This is a genomic window from Calyptranema fuscum S582, from assembly GCF_055793305.1.
Map to the genome: position 1 here is coordinate 1 of NZ_JBSLYH010000045.1, position 19876 is coordinate 19876.

Sequence of the window (19876 nt, forward strand, 5' to 3'; positions counted from 1 at the left end):
GCTACTGGATCGAATTGGACATTGGAATCCCCAACTCTTTCGCGAACTGAAAGGGCGTTTTACTCCTCGCAATATGTTGGGGGCGATCGCCATATCGATCGGGTTTCAGATGCTAGTCCTGTGGCTGTTTCATTCCCAACTCAGTAATGATCCCAACTCATATTGTGTTCTAGAAAATACACCGCCGATTGACAGTTTGGGCTATACGAGATGTCGAGTCGATGAATTTGGGAAGTTCATCATCCGTTGGGATGAATGGTGGCGCGATATTCAGATGACGTTGAGCTGGGTTTTGTATCTGTCGCTGACTGTGGCGGGCGCTTATCTACTGGTCAACGATATTTATCAAGAAGAAAAACAGGGGACTTTAAACTTTATTCGCCTCAGCCCCCAATCGGGTCACAGCATTTTGATGGGTAAGATGCTGGGTGTGCCGATCTTGGTCTATGTATTTGCCATGTCACTGGTGCCGCTTCATGCGATCGCTGGGCTGAATGCTGACGTCCCTATCGCGTCGTTTCTCAGCTACTACACGCTGCTGATTACTGGCTGCTTCTTTTTGTTTAGTAGTGCATTGTTGAGTGGATTGTGGAGCAAATCTCAGACCAGCCAACCGGCTAACTCCGAGTTTGTCGGCAATCCTACCTTATTGGTAGCAGCGCTGATCGTGATCGGCTTTATTCCGGTGTATTTAATTTGGAATATCCGCACCAATCCGCTGTTTGCTGACGCTATTGTAGGGCTTGATTCGGTATCTACAGTAGGCATATCTTGGTTTTGGTTTGTGTTAGGCGATCGCCATTTCATCTTCAGCAATCTTTTTACTCTGGTAAATTTGGGGTTAGGCAGTTATTGGGTCTGGCAGGCACTGCAACGTCGATTTCATAACCCCAATGCCACGTTACTGAGTAAAACTCAAAGCTATAGCACTACCCTCTACAGCGCCATTTTAATCTTGGGCTTTGTCTGGATACCAGAGCATACACGCTCCTCGTCTCCTTCCAAAGAATTCCTTGAAGGACAGGTCTTTTTTCTATCGGTTGTCCTTGTGCTGGGGATGTTTCTGTTAACGATTTTGTTATTACCCCAACGCCAAACCTTACTAGACTGGGCACGTTTTCGCCATATGCAAACCCTGGAAATATCGAGTGCTTTAGACTCTCGTCGTGCTGCAAAAAGAGGATTTATCGGAGATTTGTTGAGATCAGAAAAGAGTCCGATTGTGATGACGATGCTCGTAAATTTGGGCATTGTGGCGATCGCATTTTTGCCCTGGTTTTTAACCCAAGTTCCTCACTGGTCTATCGTTAGTCCGTTGCTATTGTTCTTGATGACCTTGAATATGTTGGCGATCTATAGTGCGATCGCCCAATGGTTATCTTTTATTCAAAGCAAACATCGCAAGACTTGGGTCGTTTTGACGTTTAGCTTTCTGGGAGTCTTGCCCTTTGCTGTAGCAGTCGTTGCCGGTGTTGCTCATCAAAATGCCTTATCCCAGATTGCTCTCATGGTTTCACCTCTACCAACCACGATTCTGATACTGACTAATGTGTTGACGCCATCCTTAACCCTGATGGGGTTCACACTGTTAGGGCAATGGACTGGGGCGATTTTGATTAATCTGCAAATCACTCGTCAATTACGCAGAGCCGGAGAATCTAGCTCAAAAGCCCTCTTCCAATCACACCCGAATTAACTACACAGCGTATTTCAACAACAACAGGTCAGGGGCGATCGCCCCTGACCTGTTGCTTTACGTAATTCAGTCCGGTATTGTGGGGCGCGGAGCGCCTCACAATACCGTTTCTGTCCGTAACCAGATTACTCGCTGCTATCAATAAAACCCGAAAGTCTACCTTTGGAAGCGCGGCGTCGCCACGCTTCCAAAAATAAATCTCCGGGTTTATCCAATTCACGATTCTTGGTTCTAAATCGATTGACTTAGAACTGATAAGTCAATCAAACCTAGACAGAAATGGTTTTCTTGGTCAACTGAGTCAGTTCACCCTTAGCATACTTAGAGGCATACAACTCTAAAGAGCCTTGCTTGATCTTGCTTGCATTGCCAGCGGTCGCAAACTCTTTATAGCGATCGGCACAAACTTTTTGCATGTAAGTGATCGAAGGCTTGAGGAAGTGACGGGGGTCAAACTCTTTAGGATTGGCAGCCAACGCTTCACGCACCGCAGCCGTAATAGCCAGACGGTTATCGGTGTCGATATTGACCTTACGAACACCGCTCTTGATCCCTTTCTGAATTTCTTCTACAGGTACACCGTAGGTTTCAGGGATGGCACCACCATACTGGTTGATCAGAGCCAGCAGATCTTCAGGAACGGACGAAGAACCATGCATGACCAAATGGGTGTTGGGCAAACGACGATGGATTTCTTCGATGCGGCTGATTGCCAAAATTTCACCCGTTGGCTTACGAGTAAATTTATAAGCACCGTGGCTCGTTCCGATCGCCACTGCCAGAGCATCAACCTGGGTTTGCTCAACAAAGTCTACGGCCTGGTCAGGATCAGTCAGTAGTTGAGAGTGATCCAATTTACCCTCAAATCCGTGACCATCTTCTGCTTCACCCATGCCAGTTTCCAGAGAACCGAGGCAACCCAATTCACCTTCAACACTCGCACCAATGGCATGAGCAACCTTAACAACTTCGCTGGTGACCGCAACGTTGTACTCATAGCTAGCCGGAGTCTTCGCATCTGCTTCCAGAGACCCGTCCATCATGACGCTCGTGAAGCCATTTTTGATAGCAGAGTAGCAAGTAGCAGGCTCGTTACCATGATCCTGGTGCATCACAATGGGAATGTGAGGATAGGTTTCAACCGCAGCCAGAATGAGGTGACGGAGGAAGTTTTCACCAGCATACTTGCGAGCGCCACGAGAGGCTTGCAGAATCACAGGGCTATCCGTTTCGTGGGCAGCCTGCATGATTGCTTGAATCTGCTCCATATTATTAACGTTAAAAGCAGGGATGCCGTAGCCATTTTCGGCTGCGTGATCCAGAAGCAGTCGCATCGGCACAAGCGCCATAAAAATTCCTCCTGAATTGTTGTGATCAGCGGGTTTAGCTTTAAACAGAATAATTTAATGCTTACGATAATATTCCTTTAAAAACCCGTCAAAAGTCAAATGCCTTAGGTATTTATCTCTACTAGAAAGCTAGACCTGGGCGATCGCCTGGTGCTTCCCGTCCACCTCAAAATTGCTCTCAAGCCGTTAACCTCCTTAGCCATAGCGCTTGGACGCAGTCAGCTGATAGCCAACCTAACTTAAAATAACTGGACTTAACTTTACATTTCGTTGTTAATCTTTACAAAAAGCTGGGGAGTGATTCAGATAGGCAAGTTTATTTTCCGAAGCGGCACATCGCAGCGCTTTGGAAAACAAACCATTGGGCGTATTAAATCTACGATCCTGACGACAGGGGAGGACAACAGGCAGAGACGAGCAGACCCGGCGAAATGGGCTGTTCAAAAAATACAGGCTCCGCCAGGGCTGTACTTGCTGCTGTAGGACTTCTGTATTACTCAAAAATATATAAATTAACCTTTACCAATAAATTTACCAATACATTTTGGCGCGCTTCTTAACCTGCGCTTTAATAAGGCTCTCTTGATAAATCCTGGGAATTACTGAGGTTGATCAGGGAGGGAGCGTTGGAGAATCTTGGGTAGAGCCAAGAAGTGAAACTGTATAATGGATTTGTAAAGCTTCAACGGGATCAGGCATACATCAGTCATCGGGTCTGCCGTAAGACTGAGCAAACATTTCAAGATAACACCAGAAGCTATATCAAGGGTTAGAGTGTCTCCATCGCAACTGTTTTATTGCGAATGGGTGATGTAAACTTTGTATAAAGCGAATCTCTTAGAAGTTGAATAGCTTACCTACACCCTACTGAAGGCTTTCAATGAATCTCTCAGTCGTCAATCTGCCAAACCGTAAGTTTATAGATCAGCCACAACTGTTGCTGACTGGGTTGTGTGGATCTGATCAGATTTTTCGCGATCGCTATCAGGTAATCCGATCTCTAGGTCGAGGTGGGTTTGGTGTAACTTTTTTGGCAAGGGATGTGTCTCTGCCCGGAGAGCCGGAATGTGTGATCAAACAGCTGTCACCCAAGACGACAAACCCCGCAGTTTTACGGAAAGCTTCTGAACGATTTGAACGAGAGGCGAAGGCATTAGCTCAGTTAGGCAGCCACGCTCAGATCCCCAGGTTGCTAGACTATTTTGAGTCTGAAGGTTCATTTTATCTGGTGCAGGAATATGTCAGTGGTTCTAATTTAGCCAAAGAGATTCGGCAGAATGGACCTCTGTCAGAGCTGGGCGTCAAGCGATTCTTAAAAGAAATTTTGTCAGTTCTGGAGTACGTTCACCAGAATCAAGTGATCCACCGAGATATCAAGCCCCCGAACATTATTCGGTGTCAGGATGATGGCAGGTTGGTGCTGATCGATTTTGGTGCGGTGAAAGAAGAGATCGCAGAATTCGACGATGATGGTCAGAAAGCTCCTACTACGCAATTTGTCGGAACAGTCGGGTTTGCTCCGCCCGAGCAGTTAGCATTACGCCCCCTCTATGCCAGTGATATTTATGCGATTGGGGTTACCTGCCTCTATTTGCTGACGGGTAAGCCGCCGATGGAGTTTGAAATCGATTCCCGTACAGGAGAGATCCTCTGGCAAGAGTTTGTGGATGTCAGCGAACATTTTGAAAAGATCTTGCGCAAAATGCTCAAGATTTCCCCACGCGATCGCTACCAATCAGTTGAACAGGTATTGAGAGCATTGGATTTAGAGCCGTATCTCGATAACCTGGCAGATTGTATGCACAAGAAACCGTCTGCGTCTGCACAGGCGATCGCCTCTGACACAGAAAGCAACAGTGCTTACTTGACCCCGATCGCTCGAACTGCCAAAGAAATTCGTACCTGGCGAAGCCGTCTCCATGCCAAACAGCAAAAACAAAACTGGAACCCCGAAAACTTGGTGATGACGTCCGATTGTTGTAGTTAAACCGGGCAAGATCCAAAGGGTCGAAAGTCAATTACATGAAGCAATCAAGGCGGTCTGTTTTGCAAAAAATGGGCAGCTTTGTTCTTGTGGCGTGGCAAGTTCGTTAAGTGCAGAAACGGTGTTGTAGGACGCTCCGCGCCCTACAACACCGTCCTGGATCAACCGCACAGCATTACATAGCTTGCACCCGTATTTCACTTGCCAAGCGAATGTTTAGGGGAGACGAACCGAAGGTTCGTCTCCCCTAAACATTCGCTTGGCAAATCATTCCAACTCGGTGGCTATTAACGAGGCGCGCGAGCGGCAATAGCCTTTATGACAAAAGGAGCAGCATTAATTGAAGAACGGTGATTCATCAATGTAGAGAACATCAATGATCTGTATTTCTAACACGGCAATCCTATTGGATTCATGAAAATGATCAGTGATGAAAGCGCCCACCTGAAGGGCGATCGCTTTCATCACTGATTTAAGATTGCTATAGCTAATTGACTTTAATGAATCATCTAATGAATCATCTAAAACGCTATCTCAATCGTGATGAGAACCGCTGGTTTTTCAGGTTAAAAAGATACAAAAAAATAGTGCTTTAAATCAGCTCTAACTATCTGTTGTCTACTGAGAAAAGCTTGATTTAAGAACTTCTAATTTCTTATTGATCAGTCTAGTTGATTTTACGGATAAGTCAGTGAATCTATCAATATCTGTTTTCTAAAACCGTGAATATGCTTAGGATCGTGGATTAAATCAGATCGACTATTGAATCGGTTGAAGGGGCAAACGGTTGTTCGTCCGTGCAACAAATCATCGAAGTTATTTAATTCCCATTCCTCAGGATGCGTCGCTCTTCAGCACGATCGAATTAATATTATTCTATAAACTAATACTTCAAAAATAGACCCATTCCGGACAAACAATTGAATGCCTGTATAGGGGAATAGTATTTCGAGTACAGGTACTTCCAATGCGGGTTTTGACGTTTTCTCTTGTTTCTGGTTTGTGCTTTATTGGGTTGGTCATTGCAGATCAGGGAATCAATGTGCAATTAACCGGATTTCAACTTACAGGTTCTGAACATCCAGTATTGGTTGGCAATGGCGGTCGTGACAGAACGTCTTATCGCGGCAGTGGTCGCAGAGAAATTATGGCATCACCCGGAACGACGCCAGAATCCTTTGAACCAATCAGTTAAGTTCTAAAATAGTGTTGATGTTGGGTTTTACTTTGTTTAACACCAACCTGCATCAGAACGTTTTTTAGGTAATCAGGTTATTGGGTGAGGGCTGCGCTCCGCACGGCTCTCACGCAGCAAATGCAATTTATCTAAGCGCGACGTTCGATAGGGGTGACAAGGGTTAATTTTCGTACCCGAAGGTCATACACGATCAATGTTGCGCCAATGTTGCGATCAATGTTGCGCCGGGTTTTTAGCCAGGTGAATCGGCAACGGGCTGAGTCGGTGCTTGAAGCTGTTCGAGTTGATATTGCGCATCCTGGTAGCAGCCCATGCGCCCCGAATCGAGGCATAAAGTGGCTGATTGTTGGAAATCAGCGATCGCCCCTTCTATATCTCCTGCTTCGACACGGGCTAACCCCCGATCGTAGTAGGCAAAAACGTGCTGAGGGTCTCTTTGGAGGGCTTCGGTATAGTCAGCGATCGCACCTGGGCGATCGCCTAGATCCATCCGGGCAAGCCCTCGATTGTAATAGGGATCGGGATCATTGGGATCCAGCCGAATCGAAATATTGAAATCTTCGATCGCTCCGGCAAAATCCCCAATCCGACGTCTGACTAGGCCTCGATTTTGGTATGCCAGTACGGAACTGGGTTGTAGATTAATGGCTTGTGTGCAGTCGGCGATCGCCGCTCTATGTTCACCTAAATTAGACCGCGATAAACAGCGATTGAGATAAGCCGCCGCCAAATTGGGGTCTAGTTGAATGGCTAACGTATAGTCGTCTACGGCACCCTGTTCATCACTTAACTCTGCCCGCACACTCCCGCGATTCACATAAGCAGAAATATAGTTGGGGTCGAGCCGAATTGCCTGGGTATAGTCTGCCAGCGCACCCTGGTTATCGCCTAACTCAAAGCGCAGATTTGCCCGTTGATAATAGGCTTCTTTATATTTGGAGTCGAGTTCAATCGCCTGCGATAAATCTTGTAAAGCAGATTGCTGATCCTCACGACTGAGGGCTGCCATCGCCCGATTGTAATAAGCAGAACTACTGGGATGGGCACGAATTGCCTGCGTATAACTGGCGATCGCCTGGTCATTGAGATTTTGCCGAGCCTGCTGCTCACCCTGCTGGGTTAAATAGCGAGCTAACAGCGCTTGAGGAACTTGTGCCAACAATAAAGCTGCCAATGCCGCAGCGATCGCTAAAACCATCAACCAGGGTTTGAAAGAGCCATGAGTTCCCAGATGGCGATTGGATTTTTGCTGCAAAAGAGGTGCCCCCAACGGCGACGGAGCGGCAGCTCCCTTGACAACTTTTAGTTTGCCAAGATCATCCAACACTTCCGTTGCGGTTTGATAGCGTTGTTTGCTATCTGGATGGATCATTTTGTTGAGAATGCTGGCTAGAGCGGGACTGACTTTAGCTTGCTCGTGCCATGAAAACGAGTCTGCATGACGATAGCCGCCGCTGGGTAAATCGATCAGCTCTGTTGTACTCAGCCCGGTTAGTGCCTGAATGCCGATCATACCAACGGCATAGAGGTCGGTATTAAATTGAACCTGTCGTTGTTGCGGTTGTTCAGGCGAAAGATAAACCGATGCACCATTTTTTTGGTAAGACAACGGTTCACTGGAAGGCTGAAGCATCTGGGCGCTCAGCTCTCGGAAAATACCGAACCCTGTCAAAACCAATTTGCCGTCCGATTGCCGCCGGATCAAACTGGAGGGTTTGATACAACGATGCACCAGACCCCAGCCATGCACTAAAACGAGAACGTCTAAGATCTCGCGTAAAAGCTGAACAACCTGGTGTTCGGGTAGGGGTTCTCCGGGCAAAAGAGCATCTTCAAGGGAGCGGCCGGCAATAAACTCTTCAACTAAATAAAAACTATTCTCATGCTCAAAGCAATCTAAAATCTTCGGCGTCTGGTCGTAATGGCTCAGTTTCGTTAGAGACTCCGCTTTTTTGCGGAGAAGTGCCATGACAAACTTAAGCGTCCTGGGTGTTTGGTTGGATAGTTGCAAATGTCGAATGACTCGTTCGGGATGCTGTGGTATCTGTGTGTCGCGAACCAGATACGTTTGCCCGAGCGAATTTGAACCGAGAACTTTGATTAGTTGGTAGTGTCCATTGAGTAGCTGACTCACAGTCTCTACACCCTGGCTTCAGTTAGCTTAGCCCCCTGTTGATTATGGCATAGGAACCAGAGCCTCTCTCTACGGAGTTTTACGGAGTCTTACTCCACATGAAAGAAATTCTCGATTTTCTACAGCTTCTATTCTTTGGCTGCATGAATTTTTTGTAAATCTTGTCCTGAAACAGCGATCGCACAGTGAGCCAATTCCGGAGACGGATCGCCGTTCAGGAAGAGTGAAACAGGATGTAACTGAACCCTGAGTTGGTTGCGGTTTAACAGAGCAGATAATTTTCTGAAATGCTTGCTGGGTAAGCGTTTTTCAAAATTTCTGGCACGACTATGACCGTACTGACTGGATGGTTGCATGCTGCATTCAACACCTACTATCGCAGATTTTTTAAGGAGTATCACCCATGAATGCGGAACTTCGGGTGAGATTGCTATTGCATTTGGCTCGCACCAACCGGCAGCACGGGGGATTTACGATCCTTGAGTTACTCGTGGTGGTTTTCATTGTTGGGCTCTTGTCTGCGATCGCCATGCCTTCGATGCTGAGCCAGAGCAATAAAGCGAGAGAATCAGAAGCAAAAACTTATATCGGTGCCATTAACCGGGCGCAGCAAGCTTATTTTCTGGAAAAAGGCACCTTTGGCTACATCACAAATCTAGAGTTGGGTATTTCTAACTCGGCAAACTATACCTATAGTTCTTTACCATCGGGTTCGGCAATGACGGCGGTTGCAGATACAACAGCGGTGCCCGTTGGAACGGTTAAGGGCTATGCGGGTCGTGTGTGGCTGAGCGTGTTGAATGATGGTGATGCAACTACGTGGGCAATTGTCTGTGAAGGAACGGCTAGTACAGTACCGTTGATTACAGGTACGGTATGTCCATAGGCGATCGCCTTCCTGAACGCCTAACTTAGAGATAGTTCATCACGGCTGCGGGATATAACGTTAGCTCACCCGATTGAAACTTTTTGATGTCAACCCACAGGGCTAAATGGGAGCGATCGCCTTCCTGAAAGGTCATGGATTCCAACTGGTAAAAGGCGGGATCCGTAAAATTACAGCGATAAAGTTGAACCACTTCATGACCGGGTTGCCCATCATAGACAAAAATATTTTCGATACATCCGAGATAGTCAATCTGGGTCAACTCGGCTTGGATCTCTTCCCAAAATTCGCGTTTTAGGGCATCCAGGCTGGTTTCTCCAAAATCAACTCCCCCACCCAACGCCCGATAAAAGGTTTGTTGTTTCGTGGGATCGAATCCTTCGGACACAAAAATGCGACCGTTATTTTGCACCAATCCCAACGCAATTACCCGAATTCGTGGCTTTTTCATCTTATTCTTGTCGTTCAGTAACTTAATGGTGTGGGTGCCGCGCTTCGCGCGGCACCCACACCAAATTTTATAGCTGGATATTCTTGCTGTGCAGGTTAATTCGGTCCGGTGTTGTGGAGCGCTCCGCGCCCCACAACACCGTTTCTGTCCTGAACGAACTGGCGCGCCGCTATATAGTTGGATTAAACAATGCCAATCGACCTTGCAGACCTGCTCCCTGGAGGAGCGATCAATTATTCTCTGCTAGCATGGGGCGTTTGTGCGTCGGAATTTCCCAATCTGGGTTTTCGCCCCCAATAATCAACCGCTCGATCACGACATACTCTTTGCTGAACTGTTTCAGGGTATTAATTAACACATCAAGGGCGATCGCATCTGATGTTCCCAAATCAAACCAGCACCGTGCCCAACGCCCCTCATATTCCACCTCACTCATGTTGTGCATCAACGCCATAAAAGCGCTTTCCGCTGAAGTATCGTCGTAGTTCATATAACTGATATCCAGCCCGGTTTCTTGTACCTGGAGGTTTTCTGCATTAAACCCTCCCAGTTTCCCTAATAAGAACCAGGAATCTAAAACCTCATCAATGTATTGTTGTTCCATCATGGAGGGTGGGTTGGTGAACTCCATCCAGATCCATAGATCAAAGAAATTGCACTCTCGAAATTCAACAATCATAGACGTTTTAGCTGTTACGGATTCATTCACTATTGTAGGTTTTGAGGTTCGCCTCATAGTCGGTCGGCTAGACCAACTCCCCCAAATTCACGGTGCTGCTCTCCATACTTTGGTCGTGATCCACAAATTCTTGTACCCAAGCCCGATATTCTCTCAGGGTTTCATCGACCCATCCCCGATCGTTGCTGTCGGCATAAAGATGAACCAGGGGTTCTCCAGCATCTGGCAAAATCAAAATCCAGCTGTCGTGTTGAGGGTTAACGATTTTGACCCCATCAATCAGCTCGATCGTATCGGACGGATGGGTTTCAACCAAATGTCGCATCAATGCCCCTTTTACTGTCCAGGGACACCGTACGGTTAGCGATCGATGGCAGACGCGTGGTAGATCTGCCCGGATCTGTCCCAAACTCTTGGGCGCACTTTGGTTAAAGTCTTGTTGCTGCAAGGTCAACATTTCGATCAGCTTGGCAATGCAAAACATGGCATCAAAGCCGGGATGGAGTTGCGGAAAAATAAACCCCATTTCTCCACTGCCGCCTAACACTACATTGGGGTTGCTGTGGCAGGTTTCCATTAATGCTGTCGGATTTGCCTTGGTGCGAATAACTTTGCCGCCGTGGCGACGGGCAATTTGTTCGACGGCACTGGAGGCATTCACCGGAACCACAATCGTGCCTCTGGGGTTTTCGGTCAGCACCATATGCACCATCAATGCTGTCAAGGCTTCCCCGCGAATGGGACTGCCCGACTCATCCACCAGGATCAGTTGTTCGCCATTGGCAGCAACTTGCACTCCTAAGGTGGCTTTGAGCGCTTCTACGACTCGTCCCAGTTGGTCGAGTAAGACTTCTCGATCGGATGCTGATAAGACAGATTGGCTGAGGCTGGCATTTAACACCACGGCATCGCAACCAAATTTACCCAATAACAGCGGTAATACGGCACCCGATACGGCGTAAACGTAGTCAATCACGACTTTAGAACTGCTGCGGCGAATGGCATCTACTTTCAACCGTCGAGCAAAACTGGTGTTGTAAATCTCGTTTGCCTGGGTCATGTAGACGACATTGCCAATTTCTTGAATTTGGGCGCGACGAAAGTCTTCTTTAAAGTAAGCGCCTTCAATTTTTTTCTCTTTAGCTTTAGAAAGGTTGATCCCGTCATGATCAAAGAACTCAATCAGAATTTGATCGGATCGATCGGGGTGAACCCGAACATGAATTCCTCCGGCAACTGCCATCGTTGGCACGACTGTCCGGGCAACTGGAATGGCGGTGGCTTCTAAATTCAGCACATCCACACCGACAGACATCAGCCCTGCAATGAGCGATCGCGATACCATGCGGGAGATACTGCGTTGATCCCGAGAAACGGTCACTTGAGATCCCGTTTTCAAGGTTGAGCCAAAGGCTGCTCCCAATCGCACGGCAAATTCAGGGGTAATATCAACATTGGCTAAACCCGAAACACCCCGTTGCCCAAATAAATTGCGATGGGCAGCATGACCCCAGATCAAATTGATATTGAGAATGGCACCGGGTTCTACGGTTTTGCTCGGCCAAATGCGCACCTCTGGATTAATCAAGGCTTCTTCACCCACGATGGATAGAGAGCCAACGATCGCCCCTTCGAGTACATGGGCACGACGATCAATGCGCACCCCGCGTGCGGCAACACAGGCTCGCAGGTGTACTTCTTCACCCACAATGACGCCATTCCAAAGGATCGGACGTTTCAGATCGGCATCAGCGGCGATCGTGACATTATCGCCAATGATCGTTCCTGCTTCGATTTGCACACGCGGACCGATGCGGCAATTGTTGCCGATTAAACTGGGGGTTTCGATATGGGCAGTCAGGTCAATATCGGTGTTTTGCCCCACCCACAAACCGGGCGATCGCTCTTCATATTGCACATCCAGATGTACCCGCTGCTGCAAGGCGGCATACTGAGCTTCTCGATAGGCATCTAAATGTCCGACATCACACCAATAGCTTTGTGTAACGAATCCATAGATGGGCAGATCTTTTTCTAAAAGCAACGGAAACAAATCTTTAGAAAAATCAGATTCCTGGTTAGCAGGCAAATAGTCCAGAACCTCCGGTTCCAGAATATAGGTGCCCGTATTCACCGTGTCCGAAAAAATTTCACTGCTCGACGGTTTTTCCAAAAACCGTCGAATCCGTTGATTTTCATCCATAATCACAACCCCAAACTCAAGCGGATTGGGAACATGTGCCAGGATCAGGGTTGCTTTTGAGCGACGTGCTTTATGGAATTGAATTGCCGCCGTTAAGTCAAAATCAGCAATACTATCGCCGCTAATCACCACAAACGTTTGGTCGAGGAGTTCGGCAACATTTTTGACACAGCCCGCTGTTCCGAGTGGCTCATCTTCTTCGACCGAATACGTAATCTGAACGCCAAAATCATTGCCATCCTGGAAATAGTCACGCATGACATCCGGCAGATAGTGGAGAGTTGCAATGACTTCGTTGATATGGTGTCGCCGGAGTAAATTGATAATATGCTCTGCAATTGGGCGATTGAGGATAGGCACCATCGGTTTTGGGAGATCACAGGTCAACGGTCTTAAGCGCGTCCCCGAACCACCAGCCATTAACACTGCTCGCATAGATCCTCCTTACCATCAACCATCACTACCACCTGTTGCCCATCATGGGGTGGCAAATATTTCGTATACAAAGCTGTTTCACCCTTGTTTAAACAAATCTATTTTGGCAACTGTAGACCCAAGTCAAACGTTTGCAAGGGCAGGAAAGAGGGTTCAATCTCCGAATCAGGGCGCAGTCTTAAACCCTGATAGGGCAAAAAAAGGTTTGAACCACTCGGGTTTTGCGATAAACGTTCCCAATTTAGACAGGTTTTCATGCTGTATTTCTCATGCCAATTCCTCAAACCCAGTCTATGCAAGGGCAAGGAGCTTCGCCCGATGGTTTAAGATGGGTCGTGAGATGTTGAAAAAATGGTATGAGAATCGATATCGATTGAAACAAAACTCAAGGTAGATATCGCGCTTTCTGAGCGCATCCAATTCCAGGCACATACCCCTATCGAGGATGTGTGAGGTTGGCTCCTCAACCCGTTGGTGATCCTCCCTTAACTCTTTACCCAGATTTTTGTTGAGAATCGTGGATTTAATGGCAGTATTATTTTTTTGAACAACTCACTGCCTGAGCGTTTCAAAACCGTTATTTAATAACTAGAGCATCACCTTGCAACATGGATGTGTATTGAAAAACGGTTACGATACGTTGCCTATTACGTTTTGGATGCTTTCCTAAAACACCACCCGGTTGCCAGAGTGAATGCGAATGTTTGGATATATTCTGGGACATAGCAGAACCCGACGCACTACCCTACACTTGAATAGTAAGCCTGACTGACTCGGTTAAGGAACCTTTGTTATTAAGTTGCAAGATTACACGGTCTAGCATTATTTTCCTGGAGTCATGAAGCAGTCAACTCTATTACCCCGTTCTGGCGATTATTTGGGAGGTTAGAAATGTCTACTTTGGTTGGGATTATTATTTTGGGACTTTATGGCGGTGGCATCTTCAAATTTTGGACAGGGTTTAACCGTACCAACTTTAGCCAGGGAAAGCTGTATTTGTCCTTGCTGTGGCCCGTCTTGATTCTCAATAAATCATATCGAGAAAATTTTACTCGGGCGTTGAAAGGATAATGTTGAGACTGAGAGATGCCTAAAAAACAGAATCCTCAAGAACATCAGCTATCGAACCTGTTGGGCGATCGTACGGTGGCAACGTGGGATAGTCAACTAACGGCGGTTGCGGCTCGGTTTAACCAGGAATATCGGCGAGAAGCATTTGAGCTGCCCGAAGAAATCGAAGCGATGCCGATTTTTCGAGAGTGGGCATCGGGGGCGCTGGGGGCAAAAATTGCGTCGCCGTTCTGGGATCTGGCAAAGCCCAAGAAAGGGCAACGGGTGCTGGATTTGGGCTGTGGTGTGAGTTTTTTGATCTATCCTTGGCGAGATTGGGATGCTTTCTTTTACGGGCATGAAATTAGTACAGTTGCCCAGGAAACGCTGAATGCCAGAGGGTCACAGCTGAATTCTAAATTATTTAAGGGTGTGCAACTGGGGGCGGCTCATCAACTCAACTATCCAGATCATCAGTTTGATATTGCGATCGCCACAGGCTTTAGCTGCTATTACTCATTAGATTATTGGTCAGCCGTCTTAACCAATGTCAAGCGAGTATTAAAACCCGATGGCGTCTTCGTCTTCGATGTGTTGGATCCGGACTCACCTCTGGCAGAAAATTGGGCAATTTTAGAAACCTACTTAGGTGCCGAAGTCTTTCTAGAACCTCTCAGCCATTGGCAGAAAACGATTCAAGAAACGGGTGCCCAGATTACTAAAAAACGTCCGGGTGAATTGTTTCATCTCTATCGGGTGAAGTTTTGATAGGAAAACGCAAAACGTTTCGTTCCGTTCCATGGGTAAACGTGTCTGGTTAATTGGTGGCACTCAAGAAAGCGCAGCATTAGCGATCGCTCTTGCTCAAGCCCAGATCCCTTGTATTGTCACGGTGACAACGGAAACGGCGGCATTCCTCTATACCGATCCTTGCTTGATCCCTTTCGTTGAAGTTTGGGTCGGTCGTCTTGTGGCTGGGCAGATCGAACCCTTTATCGCATCGCAACGCATCGGTTGCATTTTAGATGCCTCTCATCCATTTGCCACAGACATTTCAACCCTGGCGATCGCCACAGCCTGCAACTATTCACTGCCCTATCTGCGCTACGAACGTCCTATGGTCGCCGGGGGAGCCAGGGAGCCGGAGAGTAAGAGGGTAGATGGAGATGGAACGGCGATCGCCGCTGAGCCATTGTATCTAGAGAATTTTGCAACCCTGATTTCCAGCAATTTGCTGCGTGGAGCGCGCGTGTTACTCACCATCGGGTATCGCCCATTAGCGCAGTTTCAATCCTGGCAACACCATGGCACCCTGTTTGCTCGAATTTTGCCATCTGTTACAGCATTGGAAGCCGCTTTAGCTGCCGGGTTTACCCCCGATCGTTTAATCGCCCTTCGACCGCCTGTTCCAATAGACTTGGAGCGATCGTTGTGGCAACACTGGCAAATTTCAATGGTGGTGACAAAAGCATCTGGAGTAGCTGGAGGTGAAGCGGTGAAGCGCCAACTCGCCGCAGAGCTAGGAATTCGTTTGGTGATGATTGAGCGACCAGCTGTTGCTTATCCTCAACAAACCAGTGATTTAAAGGTTGCCGTAGAGTTTTGTGCTCAGTTTCTTTAACCGTGAAAAGGGATGGTAAGCAACGGGATCAACCCCAGGGACAGCCACGACCATTGCAGCCAGTGGGGCGATCGCATCTGTGCAGCATTATTTATCAAGAGTGCGTCAATCCGTTCTTCTAAGCGATACATGGGTTCTTCGCCATCCAGGGCAACGCTCAGGTTGAGCCGTTCGGTTAAGGGCGATCGCACCACCATTAACAAGGTTTCAGCCAACACTAACGCGTCTACTTGTTGGGCTGCCCATTGATCTGCTCGGATTTCTCTGAGCAATAAAAGTTCTTGCCAGAGGGTGTTGGTATGGGGCATCCATACCGTCAATCGGCGCAGCCATCCCAACCAAAAGAACCAGAAGGTGTCGTGATAGTAGCAGTGTGCTTTTTCGTGGGTTAGCACGGCTTCTAGTTGTTCGGGCGTCACCTGGGTCAGCAAACCCCGACTCACAACTAACTCAGGTTGCCAAAAGCCAATTTGTCCGGCAAACAAAGTAGGGGTTTCTAAGATGCGTCCTTGCTGTTGCTGCCAACTGAATAGCTCCAAGGTACGAACCGTTTGCAGCGATCGCCAACCCTGGGCGGCGAGATAGATCAATAGCCCAAATATTCCCAGAAAAAAGAGTAAAGCTAGAGAGTACCCAATCCAACCGACGGAGATGCCAAACATTTGCCCCTGGGTGCCCATCCACAAAACCGATAGGGCAGTGGACACCATTAACAACGGCGGAAACAAGAAAGCCAGAAGGGTCTTTTGCCAACAGTCTGCCCAGGCACCCGTCGGTCTGTGCCACAGAATGCGGTGCAGTACCGTTAAGCTAAATGCAACCACAAGCATATAAAAGTGCATTATTGCTCCTCTCTCGCTTGACGAATTGATTTTAACCGTTGGGCGATCGCATCCAATTTTTCTAAACTGGCGCTATCCAGACTATCTGCAAACGCGGCGACCACATCGGGATTGCCCACCGCCAAAAATTGTTGCAATTGCTCATGCGCCTTCAAAATTTTTGCTTCCTGTCGGGAGACCAGCGGACACCACCGAAACGCCCGATCTTGCTTGTTACAAACGAGCCATCCCTTTTGGGTGAGGCGGTTTAACACCGTCGTCACAGAGGTGTAAGCCAGTTCCCGATTGGGGTCTGACAAAATCTGATCATGAATGTCTTTAACCGTAGCAGCACCTAAATCCCAGATGATTTCCAGGATTTCTGTTTCCAGCGGTCCCAATGATAGGTGTTTGGGGCGATGGGTTGGCAAAAAGGTCATTAGAGTTAGTTGCTGATAAACGATTGTGGATTTAATAAACCCCGATTCTGTTTGAGTGAGCGATGGCTCCGCCATCGCTCACTCAAACAGAACTTCAGATTAATTAATTTGTGATCCTAAAAGATCAGGATTAATGGGTGAGTAGTTCATACATTAATCCATTCGGTTTGCAGATGATTGGGCACAGGCGCAGGTGCAAAATCTGGGTACTTCGACAGCCTGTCTTTTGACAACCTCTGGCACGGTATCCAAAGATAGTAAACAAGTTGAATCTCGTCATCTGGCTGAGCCTGAACGGGCTTAGCCAGTTCACTATTTAAAGTATGTCAGGTCGCTGATTCCAGTTCAACCCACTGCTTCCCCTGGTGCCAATAAGAATTACTGCTACCCTGAAACAGCATGGATTCAGCAAGATAATCGTGCAGACGCCTTGGAAGATATAAAAGGGTAAAAGGTTGCTTTAAGCGCAGCGCGCTGTAATAGAGAGATGACTGTGATGGTGAAACCAACGCGTCACAGTCATCTCTAAAGGCAGTATGCGATATAGCATTCTCAATAGCGTGAAATACACGTTGTTGTGTGAGAGCCTTGCGGAGCGAGGCTCTCACACAACAACCGTCATTATTTTTAATCGAGTAGAGGACAGATTATTTTTTTGAAAGCCATGCAGAGCATGGCTTTCAAAAAAATAATCTGGTTCTAGCCGAGCGCGAAGCGCTATAGTATGACGTTTTGGTGATAGCGCCTGCCGCTATTACCCCCAAGGGTTGCACAATGTTAGATCTATTCCTGATTGCCGGACTCGGATTTTTAGGCAGTTTTGCCCACTGTGTAGGGATGTGTGGTCCTATTACAGTGGCGTTTTCACTGTCCGATCACCCTGCTGAAAAACCCTCCTGGTGGCAACAATTTTGTTTTCATGGATTGCTGAATGTGGGACGCATCCTCAGCTATGCCTTGATTGGTGCCACGATCGGTGCGTTGGGATCGGTGCTGATTGCCGGGGGACAAATGGCAGGTCTCGGTAGTGGTTTGCGTCGGGCAATGGCTCTGTTGACAGGTAGTTTGTTGATTTGGGCAGGTTTGGCGCAAGTCAAACCTGGTTTGTTGCCGCATATTCCGTTCCTCCATCCTTTATTGCAAGGTAAGTTACACAGTCGTTTGACCTCCGGCATGGTGACGTTATCGTTGCGATCGCACTGGTGGACGCCTGCCCTGCTGGGTGCCGTTTGGGGATTGATTCCCTGTGGATTTTTATATGCAGCTCAGATCAAAGCGGCTCAAACCGGAAGCCTCTGGATGGGATGTGCGACGATGCTGGCATTTGGGTTAGGCACGTTGCCCTCAATGTTAGCTGTGGGCATTTCCACCTCACTGATGAGTGGCGATCGCCGCAGTCAGATGTTTCGAGCAGGCGGATGGTTGACGGTCATCATCGGGGTGTTGACCCTGCTGAGAACTGGCAATGACATGACCGACTACACAGGCTATTCTGCCCTCATCTGTCTGATGCTCGCTTTAATTGCGCGTCCGATCAGCCGAATTTGGTCTGCACCACTCCGCTATCGGCGAGTGTTAGGGGTGGGTGCGTTTATTCTCTCGATCGCCCATACTGTCCATATGCTGGCACATAATCTGGGTTGGAATGTAGCATCCCTTGAATTTATGCTGCCTCAATATCGGTGGAGCTTAGTTGCTGGGGCGATCGCCCTGGTTTTTATGGCACCTGCTGCCCTCACCAGTTTTGACTGGGCACAAAAACAACTGGGTTATTTGTGGCGCAGGGTGCATTTGCTCACGATCCCAGCCATGCTCTTAGCAATCCTCCACACCATTGGGCTGGGTTCTTATTATCTGGGGGGAGTCCAGTTCACCGGGTTCAATTACCTTTGCACCAGCTTGTTGGGGCTGTTAGCACTGAGTGTTGTTGTGCTGCGAAACCGTTGGTTCTGGCAACTATGCGCTCTCGAAAAGCTCTATGTTGCGCCTAAAGAGTCTCGCCAAAATTCCTAGCAAACTGTCCGGATCCATCCCCTCATTCCCGAATGAATTAATTGGTAGATGCACCCTGATTTTAAGCCTCCCGGCAAAACTGGGAGGTTTTTTATTGCCCGTATATGGGATGTGCAAGTTCATTAAGAACAGAAACGGTGGTGTGGATACTGCCCACACACCGCTTGAAAGAGATATAGAAATTCTTGCTGATACCAATTTAATTAGCGATCGCACCAGATACCGTAGGGGTGCATTGCGATGCGCCCTTACACGAGATCGATGTGCCGTGGAGTCTGTTTAAATCGGTATGAGATTCCCAGTAAACTGTCCGGATCCATCCCCCCGTTCCCGAATGAATAAATTGGTAGATGCACCCTGATTTTAAGCCTCCCAGTTTTTCTGGGAGGTTTTTTGTTGCATTGAGAGAGTTTGGGTACCGGGGCGAAATGAACCGAGCAATCAATGTCGCGTTGGGATGGTTGTGCCGCAGCGAAGCTGCGGCACAACCATCCCAACGCGATACACGAATTAGGTTTTGCTAACGAACGGTGCGATAGTATTCCAAAATTTCAGCAACTTCCTCTTCTGAATTCAGACGATATCGTGCCATAAATAAAAATGGCTTGACTCTGGTATTGGTAACAGGCGCGGGTTCCCAAATGCGCAAGAGAATGGCTCCACTCTTTTGCGTCACGCTGTACTTAATCAGTTGAGGAATTTCAATAGACTGCATTAGAGACAACTGGGCCATAAGCGATCGCCCCAGCCAGGGAGACAGTTAGTAGATCAACCCACCATATTGAGCAATGTTACTGCTGCAATATCTAATATGAGTATTTTATAAATATTCTTACAACAGTTGAAAAAATACTCCGGGCGATCGTTGGCAAGTTTTCTATCTTCAGTCAAGTTTTATCCGGAGCAGGCGTAGAAA

Annotated in this window: 17 protein-coding genes; 8 read left to right on the forward strand and 9 right to left on the reverse strand. The window is 47.7% G+C overall.

Features of this window, described 5'->3' with window-relative positions; translation table 11 throughout:
* Window positions 1-1696: hypothetical protein (locus ACR6Z4_RS24505; RefSeq protein ID WP_479719962.1), on the forward strand; the 1696-nt coding region annotated here is incomplete at its 5' end.
* A gap of 269 nt (window positions 1697-1965) precedes the next feature.
* Here the strand turns inward: ACR6Z4_RS24505 and fba are convergent.
* Window positions 1966-3045 carry a class II fructose-bisphosphate aldolase gene (gene fba / locus ACR6Z4_RS24510; RefSeq protein WP_479719963.1) on the reverse strand — a complete coding sequence of 360 codons (1080 nt, stop codon included), beginning with the start codon at window positions 3043-3045 and terminating at the stop codon, window positions 1966-1968.
* An 880-nt stretch (window positions 3046-3925) separates the two neighbouring features.
* Here fba and ACR6Z4_RS24515 point away from each other — a divergent pair.
* Together ACR6Z4_RS24515 and ACR6Z4_RS24520 are read left to right on the forward strand one after the other, a co-directional pair.
* Window positions 3926-5032 (forward strand): protein kinase domain-containing protein, encoded by a 1107-nt coding sequence (locus ACR6Z4_RS24515; protein WP_479719964.1) that lies wholly within the window; start codon window positions 3926-3928, stop codon window positions 5030-5032.
* A 964-nt stretch (window positions 5033-5996) separates the two neighbouring features.
* Window positions 5997-6224 carry a hypothetical protein gene (locus tag ACR6Z4_RS24520; RefSeq protein WP_479719965.1) on the forward strand — a complete coding sequence of 76 codons (228 nt, stop codon included), beginning with the start codon at window positions 5997-5999 and terminating at the stop codon, window positions 6222-6224.
* A 235-nt stretch (window positions 6225-6459) separates the two neighbouring features.
* Here the strand turns inward: ACR6Z4_RS24520 and ACR6Z4_RS24525 are convergent, their stop codons facing one another.
* Complete coding sequence (locus tag ACR6Z4_RS24525) at window positions 6460-8361, reverse strand: tetratricopeptide repeat protein (protein WP_479719966.1); 1902 nt, start codon at window positions 8359-8361, stop codon at window positions 6460-6462.
* A gap of 128 nt (window positions 8362-8489) precedes the next feature.
* Window positions 8490-8717 carry a hypothetical protein gene (locus ACR6Z4_RS24530; protein WP_479719967.1) on the reverse strand — a complete coding sequence of 76 codons (228 nt, stop codon included), beginning with the start codon at window positions 8715-8717 and terminating at the stop codon, window positions 8490-8492.
* Window positions 8718-8764: 47 nt separating this feature from the next.
* On the opposite strand from ACR6Z4_RS24530, the gene ACR6Z4_RS24535 reads away from it, so the two are divergent.
* Complete coding sequence (locus tag ACR6Z4_RS24535; protein WP_479719968.1) at window positions 8765-9247, forward strand: type IV pilin-like G/H family protein; 483 nt, start codon at window positions 8765-8767, stop codon at window positions 9245-9247.
* A gap of 25 nt (window positions 9248-9272) precedes the next feature.
* On the opposite strand, the gene ACR6Z4_RS24540 is transcribed toward ACR6Z4_RS24535, so the two are convergent.
* From ACR6Z4_RS24540 to ACR6Z4_RS24550, 3 genes are all read right to left on the reverse strand, one after another.
* On the reverse strand, window positions 9273-9698 hold the full coding sequence (locus tag ACR6Z4_RS24540; RefSeq protein ID WP_479719969.1) for an NUDIX hydrolase: 426 nt from the start codon (window positions 9696-9698) through the stop codon (window positions 9273-9275).
* Between the two features lie 229 nt (window positions 9699-9927).
* Entirely contained in the window at window positions 9928-10377 is a 450-nt protein-coding gene (locus tag ACR6Z4_RS24545) for a DUF3531 family protein (protein ID WP_479719970.1), read from the reverse strand.
* 67 nt (window positions 10378-10444) lie between these two features.
* Complete coding sequence (locus ACR6Z4_RS24550; RefSeq protein ID WP_479719971.1) at window positions 10445-13015, reverse strand: sugar phosphate nucleotidyltransferase; 2571 nt, start codon at window positions 13013-13015, stop codon at window positions 10445-10447.
* 891 nt (window positions 13016-13906) lie between these two features.
* On the opposite strand from ACR6Z4_RS24550, the gene ACR6Z4_RS24555 reads away from it, so the two are divergent.
* From ACR6Z4_RS24555 to ACR6Z4_RS24565, 3 genes are read left to right on the forward strand one after another with little or no spacing between them, the layout of a single operon-like run.
* Window positions 13907-14086, forward strand: coding sequence for a hypothetical protein (locus ACR6Z4_RS24555; RefSeq protein ID WP_479719972.1), 180 nt, complete (start codon window positions 13907-13909; stop codon window positions 14084-14086).
* A gap of 15 nt (window positions 14087-14101) precedes the next feature.
* The gene (locus ACR6Z4_RS24560; RefSeq protein ID WP_479719973.1) at window positions 14102-14833 is read left to right on the forward strand and encodes a class I SAM-dependent methyltransferase; all 732 of its coding nucleotides are present in this window, start codon (window positions 14102-14104) and stop codon (window positions 14831-14833) included.
* Window positions 14834-14864: 31 nt separating this feature from the next.
* The gene (locus ACR6Z4_RS24565; protein ID WP_479719974.1) at window positions 14865-15686 is read left to right on the forward strand and encodes a cobalt-precorrin-6A reductase; all 822 of its coding nucleotides are present in this window, start codon (window positions 14865-14867) and stop codon (window positions 15684-15686) included.
* On the opposite strand, the gene ACR6Z4_RS24570 is transcribed toward ACR6Z4_RS24565, so the two are convergent.
* Together ACR6Z4_RS24570 and ACR6Z4_RS24575 are read right to left on the reverse strand one after the other, a co-directional pair.
* Complete coding sequence (locus ACR6Z4_RS24570) at window positions 15683-16528, reverse strand: M56 family metallopeptidase (protein WP_479719975.1); 846 nt, start codon at window positions 16526-16528, stop codon at window positions 15683-15685. The genes ACR6Z4_RS24565 and ACR6Z4_RS24570 overlap by 4 nt on opposite strands.
* On the reverse strand, window positions 16528-16947 hold the full coding sequence (locus tag ACR6Z4_RS24575; protein WP_479720005.1) for a BlaI/MecI/CopY family transcriptional regulator: 420 nt from the start codon (window positions 16945-16947) through the stop codon (window positions 16528-16530). The genes ACR6Z4_RS24570 and ACR6Z4_RS24575 overlap by 1 nt, the downstream gene beginning before the upstream one ends.
* 774 nt (window positions 16948-17721) lie before the next feature.
* On the opposite strand from ACR6Z4_RS24575, the gene ACR6Z4_RS24580 reads away from it, so the two are divergent.
* Window positions 17722-18960 carry an urease accessory protein UreH domain-containing protein gene (locus ACR6Z4_RS24580; protein ID WP_479719976.1) on the forward strand — a complete coding sequence of 413 codons (1239 nt, stop codon included), beginning with the start codon at window positions 17722-17724 and terminating at the stop codon, window positions 18958-18960.
* Window positions 18961-19480: 520 nt separating this feature from the next.
* Here ACR6Z4_RS24580 and ACR6Z4_RS24585 read toward each other — a convergent pair.
* Window positions 19481-19675, reverse strand: a complete 195-nt coding sequence (locus tag ACR6Z4_RS24585; protein ID WP_479719977.1) for a hypothetical protein — start codon at window positions 19673-19675, stop codon at window positions 19481-19483.
* Window positions 19676-19876 lie beyond the last annotated feature (201 nt).

What these genes read in the sequence shown, in the direction of transcription:
- ACR6Z4_RS24540 (WP_479719969.1), bottom strand. Translation starts at nt 9,698, where the DNA reads ATGAAAAAGCCACGAATTCGGGTAATTGCGTTGGGATTGGTGCAAAAT.
- ACR6Z4_RS24565 (WP_479719974.1), top strand. Translation starts at nt 14,865, where the DNA reads ATGGGTAAACGTGTCTGGTTAATTGGTGGCACTCAAGAAAGCGCAGCA.
- ACR6Z4_RS24520 (WP_479719965.1), top strand. Translation starts at nt 5,997, where the DNA reads ATGCGGGTTTTGACGTTTTCTCTTGTTTCTGGTTTGTGCTTTATTGGG.
- ACR6Z4_RS24530 (WP_479719967.1), bottom strand. Translation starts at nt 8,717, where the DNA reads ATGCAACCATCCAGTCAGTACGGTCATAGTCGTGCCAGAAATTTTGAA.
- ACR6Z4_RS24535 (WP_479719968.1), top strand. Translation starts at nt 8,765, where the DNA reads ATGAATGCGGAACTTCGGGTGAGATTGCTATTGCATTTGGCTCGCACC.
- ACR6Z4_RS24580 (WP_479719976.1), top strand. Translation starts at nt 17,722, where the DNA reads ATGTTAGATCTATTCCTGATTGCCGGACTCGGATTTTTAGGCAGTTTT.
- ACR6Z4_RS24585 (WP_479719977.1), bottom strand. Translation starts at nt 19,675, where the DNA reads ATGCAGTCTATTGAAATTCCTCAACTGATTAAGTACAGCGTGACGCAA.
- ACR6Z4_RS24575 (WP_479720005.1), bottom strand. Translation starts at nt 16,947, where the DNA reads ATGACCTTTTTGCCAACCCATCGCCCCAAACACCTATCATTGGGACCG.
- ACR6Z4_RS24550 (WP_479719971.1), bottom strand. Translation starts at nt 13,015, where the DNA reads ATGCGAGCAGTGTTAATGGCTGGTGGTTCGGGGACGCGCTTAAGACCG.
- ACR6Z4_RS24555 (WP_479719972.1), top strand. Translation starts at nt 13,907, where the DNA reads ATGTCTACTTTGGTTGGGATTATTATTTTGGGACTTTATGGCGGTGGC.
- fba (WP_479719963.1), bottom strand. Translation starts at nt 3,045, where the DNA reads ATGGCGCTTGTGCCGATGCGACTGCTTCTGGATCACGCAGCCGAAAAT.
- ACR6Z4_RS24515 (WP_479719964.1), top strand. Translation starts at nt 3,926, where the DNA reads ATGAATCTCTCAGTCGTCAATCTGCCAAACCGTAAGTTTATAGATCAG.
- ACR6Z4_RS24560 (WP_479719973.1), top strand. Translation starts at nt 14,102, where the DNA reads ATGCCTAAAAAACAGAATCCTCAAGAACATCAGCTATCGAACCTGTTG.
- ACR6Z4_RS24545 (WP_479719970.1), bottom strand. Translation starts at nt 10,377, where the DNA reads ATGATTGTTGAATTTCGAGAGTGCAATTTCTTTGATCTATGGATCTGG.
- ACR6Z4_RS24570 (WP_479719975.1), bottom strand. Translation starts at nt 16,528, where the DNA reads ATGCACTTTTATATGCTTGTGGTTGCATTTAGCTTAACGGTACTGCAC.